Raw genomic sequence first — 17,379 nt, 5'->3', positions numbered from 1 at the left:
CGAAACCTCCTCGTGGCCGTCGAACGTGTGGAGTGGAGTCGAAGCGACGTCAGCGGTCCTGCTCGGCTGGGGAGAGCCAGAGCGTGGCGAGCGGGGGGAGCCGGAGCGTGGCCGACGCCCGCCGTCCGTGCCACGGCTCGTCGACGGCGTTGACGCGGCCAAGGTTTCCGACGCCTGACCCCGCGTAGATCTCGGCGTCGGTGTTGAGCACCTCGTCCCAGGGGCCGGAGCTGGGCAGACCCAGCCGGTAGAGCTCGTGCGGCACCGGTGAGAAGTTGGCGATGCACGCGAGCACCGACCCGTCCGAGCCGTAGCGCAGGAAGGAGAACACGTTCCCGCCGGCGTCGTTCGCGTCGATCCATTGGAAACCCCGTGGATCCGCGTCCTGCGTCCAGAGCGCAGGGGAGCGCTGGTAGGTCCGGTTGATGTCGGCGATCAGGCGCTTGAGCCCCGCATGGTCCGGCGAGTCGAGCAGCCACCAATCCAGCTCCCGGGACTCGGCCCACTCCGTCTCCTGGCCGATCTCGCCACCCATGAACAGCAGCTGTTTGCCCGGATGCGCCCACATGTAGGCGAAGAAGGCCCGGAGATTGGCCAGCTGCTGCCAACGGTCGCCGGGCATCTTCTGTAGCAGCGAACCCTTGCCGTGCACCACCTCGTCGTGGGAGAGCGGCAACACGTAGTTCTCGCTGTAGGCATACATCATCGAGAACGTCATCTGGTGATGGTGATACTGCCGGTACACGGTCTCGTGCGACATGTACTGCAACGAGTCGTGCATCCATCCCATGTTCCACTTCATGCCGAAACCGAGCCCGCCGACGTGGGTCGGCTTGCTGACGCCGGGCCACGCGGTGGACTCCTCGGCGATGGTGACGATGCCGGGCACGGCCTTGTACGCGGTGGCGTTGGTCTCCTGCAGGAACGTGATGGCGTCCAGGTTCTCGCGGCCGCCGTGCACGTTCGGCAACCAGGCTCCGTCCTCGCGGGAGTAGTCCAGGTAGAGCATGGAGGCGACCGCGTCCACGCGCAGCCCGTCGATGTGATACTCGATCAGCCAGTAGAGCGCGTTGGCCATGAGGAAGTTGCGCACCTCGTGCCGCCCGTAGTTGAACACGTAGGTGCCCCAGTCCGGCTGCTCGCCGCGTCGCGGATCCTCGTGCTCGTAGAGCGCCGTGCCGTCGAAACGGGCCAGCGCCCATGCGTCCTTCGGGAAGTGCGCGGGCACCCAGTCCACGATGACGCCGATACCGGCTTGGTGCAGCGTGTCCACCAGGTATTTGAAGTCGTCGGGCGTGCCGAATCGGGCGGTCGGCGCGTAGTAGGAGGTCACCTGGTACCCCCACGAGCCGCCGAACGGGTGCTCGGCCACCGGCAACAACTCGACGTGGGTGAATCCCAGCTCGCTGACGTAGTGGGTCAGCTCGTGGGCCAGGTCGCGGTACGAGCGGCCGTACCGCCACGAGCCGAGGTGCACTTCGTAGATGGACATGGGGCGGTCATGCGCGGTGTACGTCTCGCGCTGGCGCATCCACGCGTCGTCGTTCCAGGTGTAGTGGGACCGATGCACGACGGACGCGGTTGACGGCGGAACCTCGGTGCGCCGCGCCATCGGGTCGGCCTTCTCCTGCCAGACGCCGTCGGCGCCGAGAATCTGGTACTTGTACAGCGTGCCGTCGCCGATTCCGGGGACGAAGCCGGACCAGACGCCGCCGCCGACGTGCTGCAGCGGCGTGGTGAGTCCGTCCCAGTGGTTGAAGTCTCCGGCGACGCGCACCTCGCGGGCGTTCGGCGCCCACACCGCGAACGACGTGCCGTCTCGCCCGTCGTCGGTGGTGACATGTGCGCCGAGGACCTCCCAGAGGCGCTCGTGTCGTCCTTCGCCGAACAGGTGCAGGTCAACGTCACCGATCACGGGCAGTCCTCACATCAGAGCCGTAACAGGGTTCCTCGTGCCGCACCATGTCTGTAGACCTGTTGGGGCAAGAGAAAACCTACTTAACATGATCATTTAGGGGTGGCCTCCGCGAGACGTTCGACGGCGGCCAGAGGGATGGGGAGCCAGGCGGGGCGGTATCGCGCCTCGTAGACCACCTCGTAGACGGCCTTGTCGATCTCGTACGCCGTCAGCAGTACGGGCACGTCGCGCGGATCGCCGGCGCCGGTCTTGGCGTAGCCGTCGCAGAAGGCCTCCCGGTTCCGCTTCGCCCACTCGTTGGCGCGGTAGGTGATCTGGTCGTACGCCGGGTGTTCGTGGTCGTAGTCGGTGATCAGCAGGTACCGCGCCGCGTAGTCGAAGGAACGCAGCATCCCGGCGACGTCGCGGATCGGCGAATCCAGCGCGGTCCGTTCCTCCAGGGGCTTCGCCGGCTCACCCTCGAAGTCGACGATCTTCCAGCCGACGGCGGTGCGCAGGACCTGTCCGAGGTGGAAGTCGCCGTGCACCCGCTGCGTGGGCACCGGCTGTTCCAGCCGGCGCAGCTCGTTCACCTGCTCGCGCAGGTTCGGCAGGTACGGTTCCAGCTCGGGGACGACGGTGACCGCTTCGTCCAGCCGTTCGATCAGCCGGTCGGTCCGGGTGGCCAGGTCCGCAGCGTCGAACTGCCCGGTGGGGAGCGCATGAGCCATCGATTGATGCACATGTGCGGTCGCCTCGCCCAGCCGGTGCGACTCGGCGGCGAAATCGCCCCCGACCTCGTCCGCGTGCAGGTCGCCCTCGGCGTACAGGTCCCGCACACTGGCGGCGGCGAGCGCCCAGCCGTCCGATGCGGTGGTCAGATACGTCTGGAGCATGGCCAGGCTGGCCTCGTGCGTGACGCCGTCGGACCCGGTCCACCGGCCGTCGATCCAGCCCAGCAGCGGGGCGACGTAGGCGCAGCCGTCCCGGGTAAGGGCGGCGTGCACCTCGACGTCCGGGTTCAACCCCGGCTGGATACGCCGGAACACCTTGAGCAGCGCGACATCCCCGTAGGCCAGCGACGTGTTGCTCTGCTCCACCGGCATCGCCAGCGCCGTCTCACCGACCGGCAGCTCGGCCCCGTCCTCGGCACGGAAGACCAGGTCGCCGAGGTCGCGCCCGCCTTCGGTGAAATGCTCCAGGATGGCCGTCGACGCATCCTTATCGTGCAACGCGTCATAGACGTGTCCGCCGTCGGTCTGTCCGACGTGCACGTACTCCAGTCGCTCGACGAGCTCGGGCCGGATGGACAGCGGAACCTGGTACACGTCGCGCTGACCGTTCCGGCTGGTCTCCACGAGCACGTGCCACACCGCCGGATCGCTCTCGCGCAGCAGCGTGGCCGCCACCAGCCGGACCTCGTCCGCCGACGAACGCCCACTGAACCAGCGCTGGTTCGGCAACCAATCCCGCAGCAGTTCGGTGGCCTGCGCCAGCGTTGTGTCCGGCTGTTCGATGCTCACGGCGTCCCCTCCTCCGGCATGGGCTGCAGCCGGAACCAGTAGAAGCCGTGCGACCCGATGGTCAGCAGGTAGGGAAGCTCCCCGATCGGGGGGAACCGGACGCCGCCGATGAGCTCCACCGGCTGCATGCCCTCGTAACGCCGCAGGTCCAGCTCGACCGGCTGCGGAAAGCGGGAAAGATTGTTCACGCACAGGACGATGTCGTCGCCGAACTCCCGCACGTACGACAGCACGGTCGGGTTGGAACCGCCGAGGTCGGTGAAGTCACCCAGGCCGAACGCGGGGTTCTGCTTGCGTACCTCGATCATTCTCCGGATCCAATGCAACAGCGACGACGAGTTGGTCATCTGCGCTTCCACATTGGTGACCTGGTACCCGTAAACGGCGTCCATGATGACCGGCAATGTGAGCCGGCCCGGATCGGAGGTGGAGAATCCCGCGTTGCGGTCCGGCGTCCATTGCATGGGGGTGCGCACGCCGTCGCGGTCACCCAGCCAGATGTTGTCGCCCATGCCGATCTCGTCACCGTAGTACAGCACCGGCGAACCCGGGAGGGAGAGCAGCAGAGCGGTGAAGAGTTCGGTCTGGTTGGTGTCGTTCTCCAGCAACGGGGCGAGCCGCCGGCGGATCCCGATGTTCGCCTTCATCCGGGGATCCTTGGCGTACTCGTTCCACATGTAGTCGCGTTCCTCGTCGGTGACCATCTCGAGCGTCAGCTCGTCGTGGTTCCGCAGGAAGATGCCCCACTGGCAGCCGGATGGGATGGCCGGGGTCTGCGCCATGATCTCACTGATCGGGTAGCGCGACTCGCGCCGCACGGCCATGAAGATGCGGGGCATCACCGGGAAGTGGAACGCCATGTGGCACTCGTCGCCGCCGACGCTTGGGTCGCCGAAGTACTCGACGACGTCGGTCGGCCACTGGTTCGCCTCGCACAGCAGCACCGTGTCCGGGTACTCGTCGTCGACGACCTTGCGGATCTGCTTGAGAAACTCATGCGTCGCTGGGAGGTTCTCGCCGTTGGTGCCCTCCTGCTCGTACAGGTAGGGCACGGCGTCGAGCCGGAGACCGTCGACCCCGAGGCTGAGCCAGAACCGCAGCGCATCCAGGATCGCCTCCTGCACCGCCGGGTTCTCGAAGTTCAGGTCCGGCTGGTGGCTGAAGAACCGGTGCCAGAAATACTGCTTACGCACCGGGTCGAACGTCCAGTTCGACGGCTCGGTGTCGACGAAGATGATGCGTGCGTCCGGGTAGCCGGTGTCGTCGTCGGCCCAGACGTAGAAGTCGCCGTACGGGCCGTCGGGATCCTCGCGGGACGCCTGGAACCACGGGTGCTGGTCGCTGGTGTGGTTCATGACGAAGTCGATGATGATCCGGATGCCGCGCTGGTGTGCTTTCTCGACGACCTCGACGAAGTCGTCCAGCGTGCCGAACTCCGGCAGCACGTTCTTGTAGTCGGAGACGTCGTAGCCGCCATCGCGCATCGGGGACGGGAAGAACGGCGGCAGCCACAGACAGTCGACGCCGAGCCACTCCAAGTAGTCCAGCTTCTCCATCAGCCCACGCAGATCTCCGACGCCGTCGCCGTCGGAGTCCTTGAAGGAACGGATCAGCACCTCGTAGAAGACGGCGCGCTTGAACCATTCCGGATCGGTGCCGCGTGCGGGCAGGGCAGGCTCGTTGAACGTGGTTCCCGTCATGACCGCCACCGCCTTACCGTGAGCACGTGCGCCGACTCCACGGCCGGGTCCAGGCGGACATAGTTGTGCTCGCCCCAGTCGAAGGTCTGCCCGGTGAGTTCGTCGTGTGCGGCGAACCGCTCGTGCCAGTCCAGGCCGAGTCCGGGCATGTCCAGAGAGAGTGTGGCCTCCCGAGGGGTGTGCGGATCGAGATTCACGACGGTGATCACCGTGTCCTCTACCGTGTTCTCCGGGTTCCGCGGATCTACCGGTTCCCGCTTGGAGAAGCAGATCATGTCGGGGTTGTCGACGGCGTGGAATCGCAGGTTGCGCAGCCGGTGCAGGGCCGGGTGCGCCCGACGGATCTCGTTCAGCCGGCGCAGGTAGGGCGCCAGGCTCTGGCCTTCCAGGTAACCGCCCGGTTCGTAAGCGGACCAGTCGCGGGGGCGGTACTGGTATTTCTCCGAGTCCAGATACTCTTCACTGCCGGGGCGCACGGCGACGTGCTCATAGAGCTCGAAGCCGGCATAGATGCCCCACGTGGGGGAGAGCAGAGCCGCCAGGGTGGCCCGCACCTTGAACGCCGCCGGGCCGCCGTACTGCAGGTAGGCGTGCAGGATGTCCGGGGTGTTGGCGAACAGGTTGGGCCGCATGTAGTCCGCCGCGTCCCGCAGCTCTTCCATGTATTCGCTGAGCTCGTCCTTGCCGTTCTTCCAGGTGAAGTAGGTGTAGGACTGCTGGAACCCGATCTTGGCCAGGGTGTGCATCATGTCGTGGCGAGTGAACGCCTCGGCCAGGAAGATCACGTCCGGGTCGGTGCGACGCACGTCGGCGAGCAGCCGCTGCCAGAAGCTGACCGGTTTGGTGTGCGGGTTGTCGACGCGGAAGACCCGGACGCCGTGCGCCATCCAGTGCCGTACGATCCGGCGGATCTCGCGGTAGATGCCCTCCGGGTCGTTGTCGAAGTTCAGCGGGTAGATGTCCTGGTACTTCTTGGGCGGGTTCTCGGCGTAGGCGATGCTGCCGTCGGCGCGGGTGGTGAACCATTCCGGATGCGCGGTGACCCACGGGTGGTCCGGCGAGGCCTGCAACGCCAGGTCGAGCGCCACCTCCAAGCCCAGTTCCCGGGCGCTCTGCACGAACTGGTCGAAGTCCTCGATGGTCCCCAGGTCTGGGTGCACGGCGTCGTGGCCGCCATCCGGTGAACCGATCGCCCAGGGCACGCCCGGGTCGTTCGAGCCGGCGACGAGGGTGTTGTTCGGGCCCTTGCGGAACGTCGTCCCGATCGGGTGGATCGGCGGCAGGTAGACGATGTCGAAACCCATGTCGGCGATCGCGGGCAGCCGCTTGGCCGCGGTGGTGAACGTCCCGGATGTCCACGATCCGTCGTCGTGCCGCACCGCACCCTCTGAGCGGGGGAAGAACTCATACCAGGAGCCGTACAGGGCGCGCTCGCGCTCGATCAGCAGCGGGAAGGGACCCGACTCGGTCACCAGCTCGCGCAGCGGGTGGGTGGCGAGGATCGCGCTGACCGCCTGATCCAGCGCGGCGGCGAGGCGTACCTCCGCCGGGCGGGAGCGGTCCCGGACGGCTTTGGCGGCGCTACGCAGCCGCTTGCGCTCCTCGGTTGTCCCGCGGGGCAGGTTCTTGGCGGCTCGTTCCAGCAGCAACGCGCCCTCGGTCAGCATCAGCTCGACGTCGATGCCGGCCTCGATCTTGATCTGGGCGTCGTGCCGCCAGGTGGTGACCGGATCGCCCCACCCCTGAATGGTGAACGACCAGTTGCCCGGGGTGTCCGCGACGAACTCCGTGCGCCAGCGGTCGAGATGCGCCGGGCCGGACCTACTCATGTGGATCCGGCGGTGTACCCGCCCCTTGGGATCGAGCAGCACGGCGGTGGCGGCGACGGCGTCGTGGCCCTCGCGGAAGACGGTCGCGGAGACCTCGAAGGTCTCACCCACGACGGCCTTGGCGGGGTAGCGCCCACACTCGATCACAGGGGCGACTTCGAGGATCGGGATTCGTCCAGTCATCGGGGATAACGGTACCCACTGTGCGGATTTGATGTTGCGGCGGAGCGACTTGTCCGCGACGTCCTGAATCGCGGTATGCACTGGGACATTACCTCCTCGTCACGGCCCTGACCAGGGTGTGCGAATTGGTCTCGATCTCGGGCTGAAAATGCGCCCGGACGCCGACCTGAATCAGCGCGCGAGCCCGTCGCCGTCGGGTTGATCCATGTGCCTGGACGCGGGTCTGGCGGAGCGCGAGCCCGTCGCCGTCACTGACGACGCGCCCTACTTCAGGCGGCGGGCAATCCGCCTGGTGAACCTCCCGTGGCGCCCCGCGCGGCTTGCTCCGTGGAGGCTTGGTGTCGTTTGTGCGACCTCAAGTCTCCTTGGTGCCGGTGGGACTGTGCTCCATGGAGGCATGGTGCAGGTGGGCCGTGCTCCGTGGAGGCTTGGTGTCGTTTGTGCGACCTCAAGTCTCCTTAGTGCGGGTGGGGACAGTGGTTCATGGAGGCTTGGTGCAGGTGGGCCGTGCTTCGTGGAACTCGATGCCGTAGTTGAACCGACTGAAGGCGGCCTCCGCATGTGATTGAAGAGCGGGCAAACGATCGCGAGACGGACCGTCGTCCACGCCAACTCCCTGGTCGCGGTGAACATGTGCCACGCACCTCATCGAGGTCATTGCGTGCGTCTATGTGTGCGCGTGTGAACAGCCCTGGGATTCCACCGTTGCCCTAGCTTGTGTGAAGAGTCGTGCGGATTCTGGCCGGGGTTCGGACTCGTGTGACCGGTCGTGGTGATTCTGACCGCTCGGCGCGGCTCGAGGTGACACGACACCTGACTCGGCACGCCACACAGGGTGAAGAGCGGCGGTTCTTCACACGGGTGTTGGCACGACTGGTGGTCGGGCGGTGGTTCTTCACACGGCTGTCGCCACAGGCGGGACCAATCGGGTCATCGTCACGTGGCGCCGCGAACGACGCCAGTCCGAACGGCGGAACCGACCCCACAGTGGGGCCGCTGCATGCAACTGACGGCGCGGCCAGGCTGTCTCACCCCTGGTCGACGTCAAGTAGTCAGGATGGTCCACTCGGCCGACGCCGCAGTCGGCCCGCGGCGGGTTGTCACTGCGCGTGTGCGAATGCCCGACCACCGACCGCCTTGTGACGTGGCGCGTCTCACACTGGGGCCTCGGGCGTTTGTTTGCGGTGAAGATGCGACTAACGTTGCCGGTCGTGCGAGCTATTCGACGACTGACCGTGCGTACCGTCCTGCCCGAGCCGCTGGCTCCGCTGGGCGAGTTGGTGACCAACCTGCGTTGGTCCTGGCACCTGCCTACCCAAGAGCTGTTTGCCGAGGTAGACCCGCTGGTATGGGAGTCGGTCCAGCACGACCCGGTCGCTCTCCTGGGCGAGGTTCCCCCGTCGCGGCTGAAGGAGCTGGCCGAGGATCCCGTATTCCTCGGACGCGTCCAGGCGGCCCACGATGACCTGCAGCGTTACCTCACCGAGCCGCGGTGGTACCAGAACAACGACGGCGACAACCCGGCCGCCGTCGCCTACTTCTCGCCCGAGTTCGGCATCACTCACGTCTTGCCTCAGTACTCCGGCGGCCTGGGAATTCTCGCCGGTGATCACCTCAAAGCCGCCAGCGACCTCGGTGTGCCGATCATCGGTGTCGGCCTGCTCTACCGGCACGGTTACTTTGTGCAGTCGCTGTCCCGCGAAGGCTGGCAGCAGGAGCGCTACCCGGTGGTGGACCCGGACAACCTGCCGCTGACGCTGCTGCGGGAGTCCGACGGAGCTCCGGCTCGGGTGCGCATCGGCCTGCCCGGTGGGCGCACCCTCGTCGCCGCTGTCTGGGTGGCGCAAGTGGGTCGCGTGCCGCTGCTGATGCTCGACTCCAACGTCGAGGAGAACGGACCGGTGGAGCGTGACGTCACCGACCGGTTGTACGGCGGCACCGGTGAGCACCGGCTGGTGCAGGAGATGTTGCTCGGTATCGGCGGGGTCCGCGCGCTGCGCACGTACAGCCGCATCACCGGCGCCCCGGCTCCGGAGGTCTTTCACACCAACGAGGGGCATGCGGGCTTCCTCGGTCTGGAGCGGATCCGGGAACTGACCGAAGGCGAAGGGCTGGAGTTCGACGCCGCGCTGGAGGCCGCCCGCTCCGGTACGGTCTTCACCACGCACACCCCGGTGCCGGCCGGCATCGACCGCTTCCCGCGGGATTTGGTGCACCAGTATTTCGGCGGGGACAACGCGAGCGCCGGTGTGCCCGTGGAGCGCATCCTGGCCCTGGGAACGGAGGACTACGAGGGCGGCGACCCCAGTGTGTTCAACATGGCCGTGATGGGACTGCGGCTGGGGCAGCGCGCGAACGGCGTGAGCCGGTTGCACGGCGTGGTCAGCCGAGGCATGTTCAGCGGGCTGTGGCCGTCGTTCGATGCGAACGAGGTGCCGATCGGCTCGATCACCAACGGCGTGCACTGGCCCACCTGGGTGGCGCCGGAGATCATGCGGCTGCGCGAGGAGAACGGCGCGGTACGGGACGCCGCGGACTGGGACTCCGCGATCGCGGCCCTCTCGGACGAGCACATCTGGTCCACTAAGCGGATCCTGCGGGAGCGGCTGGTCGCCGACGCGCGGCGCCGGCTGCGCGTGTCCTGGCAGCAGCGCGGCGCGAGTGAGGCTGAACTCGGCTGGATCGACGACGCGCTCGACCCCGACGTGCTGACCATCGGATTCGCCCGCCGGGTTCCGTCGTACAAGCGGTTGACGCTGATGCTGCGCGATCCGCAGCGGCTCAAGTCGCTGCTGCTGCACCCGGAGCGGCCGATCCAGCTGATCATCGCCGGCAAATCCCACCCTGCCGACGACGGCGGCAAGCGACTCATCCAAGAGATGGTCCGGTTCGCGGACGATCCGGAGGTACGGCACCGCATCGTGTTCCTGCCCAACTACGACATGGGCATGGCTTTCCCGCTGTACCCCGGGTGCGACGTGTGGCTGAACAACCCGCTGCGCCCGTACGAGGCGTGCGGCACGTCGGGAATGAAGGCCGCGCTGAACGGCGGCCTCAACCTCTCCATCCGGGACGGCTGGTGGGACGAGTGGTCCGACGGCGAGAACGGCTGGGACATCCCGTCGGCACAGGGTGTCGAGGACACCGACCACCGCGACGATCTGGAGGCCACGGCCCTCTACGACCTGATCGAGGAAGAGGTCGCGCCGCGCTTCTACGACGTCTCCGACAACGGCGTGCCCACCCGCTGGGTGGAGATGATGCGGCACACGCTGACCTCGCTTGGGCCGAAGGTCCTTGCCACGCGGATGGTGCGGGACTATGTCGAGCAGCTCTACCGGCCCGCGGCACAGTCCGGACGGGCACTGAACGCCGACTACGACGGTGCCGTGTCGCTGGCCAAGTGGAAGCAGCGGGTCCGCTCGGCGTGGAGCGGTGTGGCGATCGAGCACGTGGAGAGCGCCACCGCCGACGTGTTCGAGATGGGCGAGCGGCTCCGTCTGCGGGTGTTCGTCTCGCTCGGCGAGCTGACGCCGGGGGACGTCGACGTGCAGGTCGTGCACGGTCGGGTGGACGACTCCGACGAGCTGCGGGACCCGGAGGTCACGTCGCTGGAGGTCACGGAGGACTACGAGCAAGGCCGGCATCGGTTCGAGGGAGAGGTCATGCTTGACCGCACAGGCGCGTTCGGCTACACGGTACGCATCGTGCCGAAGCACGAGCTGCTGGCCAGCGGCGCCGAGCTCGGCCTGGCGATCCTGCCGTCCTGACGTCGTCGACCTACCTGCAGGTGTAGAGCGACAACGGCTTGGCCGCTGATCTACGTCTCTAGATCGGCGATCGGGATGTCCATCTCGAACGGCTCCGTCAGGTGGGCCGTCTGGCCCACCCTCCATGTTCCAACTGTTGTGTACACGGATGAACCTGGGGTGAGCTGATATGCCGTGAGGCTCGTCTCGGGCTCGGTCTCAATCCGCCAGTAGGCGGGAATGCCTGCGGCGGCGTACTTGGCGGGCTTGAGGATCCGGTCACTGGACACCGAGCCCGGGGAGACGACCTCGACGACGAGTAGCACCTCAGCTGGGCGCAGTCGGTTCTTCCGACGCCGTACATCCTCGGCCCGAAGCACAGCCAGGTCGGGCACCAGGTACGTGGGGTGCATATCGACCGCGAGCGGCCCCAGCGCCCGGTAGGCGGAAGGTAACCGGTTCCTGAGGGCCGTACGGACGGCGTCGGACACGCCTTCGTGCCAAACTCCCGGCGGCGGACTCATGATCAGACCACCGTCGACGATCTCGAATCGCCACGGCGATTCGGGCAGCTCGAGGAGGTCGTCGAATGTCCACGGCTCAAGCCGTTCGACGGGCATTTCGGGTGCTGCCATTTCAACCACCATATGCCTCCTCCGGTCTTTCTCCAGTGTGCACCATGTTCGATCACGATCACGAGTTTCCCGAAATCGTCTGTCCGCGTCCTTGAAAGGACTCTTGTTGTGGATATCTTGCGTCGAGCGGCGATGACGGCCGATTCCCTGTGGATAATGGTGAGAGAGCTGTGATTCCGGAGGAGCGGACTGGCCTCGACGTGCCCGGCGCTTGCATCGCAACGGCGAGTCCCGGTTCTACGTCGGCATCCGCTGACGTGCGGATCGGTGTCGAGTGCCGTCGCCTGGCCTACAACTGAGACGACGTTCCGTGGCTTCAGCTTGCTCGTAGCAGGAGGCAGCTGCGGCTGCGCAGCGTCACCGTCGCGCCGGCCGGGTACGTTGTCGTTCCGGCGGTCGTCGTGGCGTCGTGGCCGGATCCGTCGTCGGTGGTGTCGACGACGACGTCGTAGCGCGACGCCCACGGCAGCCCCGGGAGGACGACGTCGATGTCCTCGGCGCCCGAGTGCAACCACAGCAGGAACGAATCGTCGATGATCCGCTCACCGTGCTCACCGCGGGAGCGGATGCCGTCGCCGCTGAGGAACATGCCGAGCGTGCACCGGTTCTCGTCGTGCCAGTCGGCGTCGTCCATCTCCTCGCCGGTGGGAGCGAACCAGCCGACGTCCTTCCGCCCTCCCGGCTCGATCGGCCGTCCCTCGAAGAACCGCCGCTGCCGGAAGACGGGGTGTTCGGCGCGGAGCGCGAGCAAGCGCTGCACCAGGCCGTGCACATCCGCGAACTCGTCCCGCAGCGACCAGTCCACCCATGTGGTCTCGTTGTCCTGGCAGTAGGCATTGTTGTTGCCGAACTGCGTCCGACCCATCTCGTCCCCGGCCGTCATCATCGGCACGCCGGTGGACAGCAGCAGCGTCGTCATGAAGTTGCGCAGCTGGCGATGGCGCAGCCGGGTCACGGAGGCAGGGACCGGACCGGCATCCGGGTCACCTTCGACGCCCTCGACGCCGTGGTTCCAGGAGCGGTTGTCGTCGGTGCCGTCGCGGTTCTCCTCGCCGTTGGCGTCGTTGTGTTTCTCGTTGTAGGAGACCAGATCGCGCAGGGTGAACCCGTCATGTGCGGTGACGAAGTTGATCGATGCGAACGGACGACGGCCGTCATCGGCGTACAGATCGGACGAACCGGACAGCCGGAACGCCAGGTCGTGCACCCCGCCGGCCATGCCTCGCCAGTGATCACGCACCGTGCCGCGGAACCGGTCGTTCCACTCGGTCCACAGGTGCGGGAACTCGCCCACCTGGTATCCGCCGGGACCGACGTCCCACGGCTCGGCGATCAGCTTGACCTCGCGCAGCACCGGGTCCTGCTCGATGACGGTCATAAACGAACCCAGCATGTCCACGTCGTGCATGGAACGGGCCAGCGCCGAAGCGAGGTCGAACCGGAACCCGTCGACGTGCATCTCGGTCACCCAGTATCGCAGCGAATCCATCACCAGGCGCAGCGCGTGCGGATGACTGGCGTTGAAGGTGTTCCCGGTGCCCGTGTAGTCGAGGTAGCGGGACGGATCGTCGGGGTCCACAAGGTAGTACGCCCAGTTGTCGATGCCGCGGAAGCACAGGGTAGGTCCTCCCGCGCCCTGTTCCGCGGTGTGGTTGTAGACGACGTCGAGGATCACCTCCAGGCCGACCTCGTGCATCGCCTTGACCATGGACTTGAACTCGGTCACCTGCTCGCCCCGGGTGCCGCTGACGCTGTAGTCGGCGTGCGGGGCGAAGAAGCCGAGCGTGTTGTAGCCCCAGTAGTTGGCGCTGCCTTGCGTGAGCAGGTGCGACTCGCTGATGAACTGGTGTACCGGGAGCAGTTCGACGGCGGTGACGCCCAGTCCGGTCAGATGCTCCAGGACGGCCGGGTGGGCCAGGCCGGCATAGGTCCCGCGCTGCTCCTCGGGCACGTCCGGATGGCGCATCGTGTAACCGCGGACGTGCAGCTCATAGATGACGGTGTTGTCCCACGGCACCCGGGGCGGCGCGTCGCCACCCCAGTCGAACCCGTCGTCGCCGACCACCACCGAGCGCGGGACGAACGGTGCCGAGTCGCGTTCGTCCGGGTCATCCGGGCCGCCTTCGGGGTCGACGTGGATGTAGTCGCCGTCGATCGCCTTCGCGTACGGATCCATCAGCAGCTTGGCCGGGTTGAACCGTAACCCTTTGGCCGGTGCCCACGGCCCGTGCACCCGGTATCCGTAGCGCTGGCCGGGGCCGACGTTCGGGAATCTGCCGTGCCATACGTCGAACGTCCGGTTCAGCAGCGGCACCCGGGTCTCGTCGTCACCGTCGTCGAAGAAGCACAGTTCGACCTGTTCGGCGTCGGGTGCCCACAGCGCGAAGTTGGTCGCACCGTCGCGGTAGGTCGCGCCGAGCGGATTCCAATGGCCGGGCCACGGGATGGTCTGCATCGGCCGAGGCGTCGTCGCTTCGCTCACCGAAGCATTTTGCCAGCAACATCGGCGTCTCGCCCAATGGGCCACGCGGTCAGCCCGGTGTTGAACCGCCATCACGCTCGGCGATCTCGAAATGCGAGAAGTCCGGCGGGGTGGATGGGACACTGGCGACGTGTGAAGCCGTCAGAACCATGCGGAAGGAGCGTGCAGGACATGGGGGAGGAGAGACGCTTCGTCACTCAGAAGGACGACGACGGCGGCTGGCGGATCTACGATAGGCATCGGAACGAATTCGTGAGCAGTGTGTTCGATAGCCGGCGGCAGGCGGTTGCACGGGCGCGGATCTATCAGGAGCATGTCGAGGAACTGCAGAACAAGCGCTGATCGCCGCGTGAGCGCCGCTATCACAAGGGGACGGATTGACCGCATCGGCTGAGGACGTCGAGCGGGCCTGGCATGACACCAAGCTCGCCCAGGTGCTGTATCACGACTGGGAGTCGGAGACCTACGACCAGAAGTGGTCGATCTCGTTCGACGAGCGATGCATCTCCTACGCGCGGGACCGGTTCGCCGCCGTGGCCGGGACCAGCGGCTGGCCGTATCGGAAGGCGCTGGAGGTCGGCGCCGGCACCGCCTTCTTCTCGCTCAATCTCAAGCAGGCCGGCGTGCTCGATGAGGTCCACGTGACCGACATCTCCCCGGGGATGGTGCGGACGGCACAGCGAAACGCGGCCCAGCTCGGGTTCGAGGTCTCCGGCCGGGTCGCCGACGCGGAGCGGCTGCCCTACGACGACGGGACATTCGACGTGGTGGTCGGCCACGCGGTGATCCACCACATTCCCGACGTGGAGCTGGCGTTCCGGGAGATGTTGCGCGTGCTTCGCCCCGGTGGGCGGGTGGTGATCTGCGGCGAGCCCACGCGATACGGGGACCGGATCGCGCGGGCGCTGTCCCGCGCCACGTGGTGGGCGGCCACCCGGATCACACATCTGCCGCCGCTCGCCGGACGGTGGTCCCGGCCCCAGCACGAGCTGGACGAATCATCCAGGGCGGCCGCCCTGGAGGCGGTGGTCGACCTGCACACCTTCGACCCGGGAGAACTGGCGGAGACGGTTCACCGGGCCGGCGGCGAGCAGGTGCGGACGGTCACCGAGGAGCTGACCGCGGCCTGGTTCGGATGGCCGGTCCGCACGCTGGAGTATGCGATCAAGCCGGAGCGGCTCGGCTGGCGGTGGGCGATGTTCGCCTACCACGGTTGGCAGCGGCTCTCCGCGCTGGACCGGGCGGTCGCCCGCGTCGTGCCGGCTGAGCTGTACTACAACGTGTCGGTCACGGCGTGTCGCGGCGAAACGTGATCATAGGGCGCTCGCGGTGCGGCGCCGGACCAGTACGACGAGTACCGGCGCGCCGACGAACGCGGTGACGATGCCGACCGGCATCTCGCTCGGCAGCACCAGCACCCGCCCGAGAACGTCGGAGAGCAGAACGACGATGGGCGACAGGAGTAGCGAACCGACGACGATGCGCCGCTGATCGGGCCCGACGGTCCACCGCACCACATGGGGGACCATCAGGCCGACGAATGCGATCGGTCCGGCGATGGCCGTCGCCGATCCGGCCAGCAGGGTGACCGCGATCAGGACGAGTACACGGGTGCGGCCCACATTCACGCCGTGGGCGCGGGCCATGTCGTCGCCCAGGGCGACGGAGTTCATCGCGGACGAGACCGCGATGGCCATCGTCAGGCCGATCACCAGAAGAGGCACGACGGGGGTCAGCACGTCGAAGCCGCGTTCCAGCAGGCTGCCGGCGTTCCAGCCACGCATCCGGTCGAAGGCGTCCGGATGCGTGAGGGTGAGCCCGGTGGTGGCCCCGGACAGCACGGCGCCGACGGCCACTCCGGCGAGAGTCAGCCGGATCGGGTCGGTGCCGCCTCGGCCGGCCGCGCCGATCGCGTATACCGCAAGGGTCACGATGAGCGCGCCCGCGCAGGCGAACCAGACGTAGCCGGAGATCCCGGTGACGCCGAAGAACACGATCCCGACCGCGACGGCGAACGCCGCTCCGGAGTTGACGCCGAGAATTCCTGGATCGGCCAGCGGATTCCTGGTGAACGCCTGGATCAGCGCGCCCGCGACTCCGAGCGCGGTGCCGACGACAGTGCCGATCACGGTGCGCGGGACGCGCTGCTGCCAGACGACGTACTGGGACTCGTCGTCGCCGCCACCGGCGATCGTGTCGAGCACCGCGCGTGGGCTGATCGGGTTCGCGCCGACACCGATCGAGAGCACGACCGTCACGAGCAGCAGGACGAGCAGAGCGACGGCCCAGGCCGACCGAGCGGGAGCAGCCGAGGTCACCAGGTGGTTTCACGCAGGATGCGCTCGAGGTCGTCGAGCACGGTCTGCCCGCCGAGCGGACCGACGCCTGTGATCCAGAACGACTGGTCCACCACGTGGAGGTTCTCAAACGACGAAGCGTTGCCTGTGATCGACTCCGGGACCGCGTTCGGGTCATCCGGGTCGACCGCGGTGACCAAGACGAGGTCGGCAGTGGCCTGGAGGACCCGCTCCGGGGACACGTCTACGGAGATGTCCTCCCAGTCGTGTTCGGGGGTGCTGAACCCGGCACACTCGAGCGTGCTCCCCGCGAACGACGTGGGACCGTACAGGGACAGCACACCGTCGCGGGGGCGGATCAACTGCGCCGTGCGACCCTCGACATCGAACTCGGCGGCGATATCGTCACAGCGAGCCTGGTACTCCTCGAGCAACGCTTCGGCCTCGTCTGCCTTGTTCAGGGCATCGCCGACGAGCCGCACGTTCTCCGGCCACGGATCGGCCTGCGACGGCATGAACACCGTGGGTGCGATGTCGGACAGTTGGTCGTACAGCGCCGAATGGCGGGTCTCGGTCCCGATGATGAGGTCAGGCTCCAGCGACGCGATCTCTTCGATGTCGGGCTCCGGTACGGTGCCGACCATCTCGATGGCGGCCGCCTCGTCGCCGAGATAGCCGGGTACGCCGGTCTCCTCGCTGAGCACCGTCGTGCCGACCGGGACGACATCCAGCGCGACGGCCGTGTCGAGCTGTACGGGCTCCAGGACCACGATCTGCTCGGGCTCGTCCGGTACGTTGCTGACACCCCGGGCGTGCTCGACGTCGCGGCTGCCGGACGCGCCGCCGTCAGCGGATGCGGAGCCGTCCGAATCGTCCCCGGAGCAGGCGAGCAGCAGGGTTGACGCGCTCGCCACGACGGCGATCAGGCCGACGTACCTGTGGCCGGGGCGGCGGATGCGAAACGACACGGAGACTCCTCTACCTCTCGACAACGGAGCTGAACGTCAGCGTGAGATATGAGGATAGCCTTACCTACATACGGATCGGCGGCCGGGGGTACTCCGGACGAGACCGCGGCCCGGGC

General features: G+C 67.2%; 11 protein-coding genes. 3 read left to right on the top strand and 8 right to left on the bottom strand.

The features are described 5' to 3' along the window. Positions 1-49: 49 nt before the first annotated feature. From glgB to G1H10_RS12275, 4 genes are all read right to left on the bottom strand, one after another. Positions 50-1,921, bottom strand: a complete 1,872-nt coding sequence (glgB, locus tag G1H10_RS12290; protein WP_163737943.1) for a 1,4-alpha-glucan branching protein GlgB — start codon at positions 1,919-1,921, stop codon at positions 50-52. A gap of 86 nt (positions 1,922-2,007) precedes the next feature. Next, positions 2,008-3,420 carry a maltokinase N-terminal cap-like domain-containing protein gene (locus tag G1H10_RS12285; RefSeq protein WP_216853194.1) on the bottom strand — a complete coding sequence of 471 codons (1,413 nt, stop codon included), beginning with the start codon at positions 3,418-3,420 and terminating at the stop codon, positions 2,008-2,010. Continuing rightward, the gene (treS, locus tag G1H10_RS12280; protein WP_163737604.1) at positions 3,417-5,120 is read right to left on the bottom strand and encodes a maltose alpha-D-glucosyltransferase; all 1,704 of its coding nucleotides are present in this window, start codon (positions 5,118-5,120) and stop codon (positions 3,417-3,419) included. The genes G1H10_RS12285 and treS overlap by 4 nt, the downstream gene beginning before the upstream one ends. Further along, positions 5,117-7,132, bottom strand: coding sequence for an alpha-1,4-glucan--maltose-1-phosphate maltosyltransferase (locus G1H10_RS12275; RefSeq protein ID WP_163737601.1), 2,016 nt, complete (start codon positions 7,130-7,132; stop codon positions 5,117-5,119). The genes treS and G1H10_RS12275 overlap by 4 nt, the downstream gene beginning before the upstream one ends. A gap of 1,211 nt (positions 7,133-8,343) precedes the next feature. On the opposite strand from G1H10_RS12275, the gene glgP reads away from it, so the two are divergent. Next, positions 8,344-10,902, top strand: a complete 2,559-nt coding sequence (gene glgP / locus G1H10_RS12270) for an alpha-glucan family phosphorylase (protein WP_163737600.1) — start codon at positions 8,344-8,346, stop codon at positions 10,900-10,902. A gap of 50 nt (positions 10,903-10,952) precedes the next feature. Here glgP and G1H10_RS12265 read toward each other — a convergent pair whose 3' ends face one another. Together G1H10_RS12265 and glgX are read right to left on the bottom strand one after the other, a co-directional pair. Further along, positions 10,953-11,516: a Uma2 family endonuclease gene (locus G1H10_RS12265; RefSeq protein ID WP_163737597.1), complete on the bottom strand. Its 564-nt coding sequence runs from the start codon at positions 11,514-11,516 to the stop codon at positions 10,953-10,955. A 316-nt stretch (positions 11,517-11,832) separates the two neighbouring features. Beyond that, positions 11,833-13,971 carry a glycogen debranching protein GlgX gene (gene glgX, locus G1H10_RS12260; protein ID WP_246219465.1) on the bottom strand — a complete coding sequence of 713 codons (2,139 nt, stop codon included), beginning with the start codon at positions 13,969-13,971 and terminating at the stop codon, positions 11,833-11,835. A gap of 198 nt (positions 13,972-14,169) precedes the next feature. Here glgX and G1H10_RS12255 point away from each other — a divergent pair, with 198 nt between their 5' ends. Beyond that, a complete protein-coding gene (locus tag G1H10_RS12255; RefSeq protein ID WP_163737591.1) occupies positions 14,170-14,340 on the top strand; it encodes a hypothetical protein in 171 nt (56 codons plus the stop codon). Positions 14,341-14,375: 35 nt separating this feature from the next. Continuing rightward, entirely contained in the window at positions 14,376-15,311 is a 936-nt protein-coding gene (locus tag G1H10_RS12250) for a class I SAM-dependent methyltransferase (RefSeq protein WP_163737588.1), read from the top strand. Here the strand turns inward: G1H10_RS12250 and G1H10_RS12245 are convergent, their stop codons facing one another. Together G1H10_RS12245 and G1H10_RS12240 are read right to left on the bottom strand one after the other, a co-directional pair. After that, entirely contained in the window at positions 15,312-16,316 is a 1,005-nt protein-coding gene (locus tag G1H10_RS12245) for a FecCD family ABC transporter permease (protein WP_312856574.1), read from the bottom strand. It abuts the gene before it with no gap. Beyond that, positions 16,313-17,263 carry an ABC transporter substrate-binding protein gene (locus G1H10_RS12240; RefSeq protein WP_216853192.1) on the bottom strand — a complete coding sequence of 317 codons (951 nt, stop codon included), beginning with the start codon at positions 17,261-17,263 and terminating at the stop codon, positions 16,313-16,315. Before G1H10_RS12240 ends, G1H10_RS12245 begins: the two co-directional genes overlap by 4 nt. Between the last annotated feature and the right edge of the window lie 116 nt (positions 17,264-17,379).

Origin of the sequence: Phytoactinopolyspora halotolerans (assembly GCF_010550675.1) — a bacterium.
Taxonomy (GTDB): Bacteria; Actinomycetota; Actinomycetes; order Jiangellales; family Jiangellaceae; genus Phytoactinopolyspora; species Phytoactinopolyspora halotolerans.
This window is presented reverse-complemented; position numbering and strand designations above follow the sequence as displayed.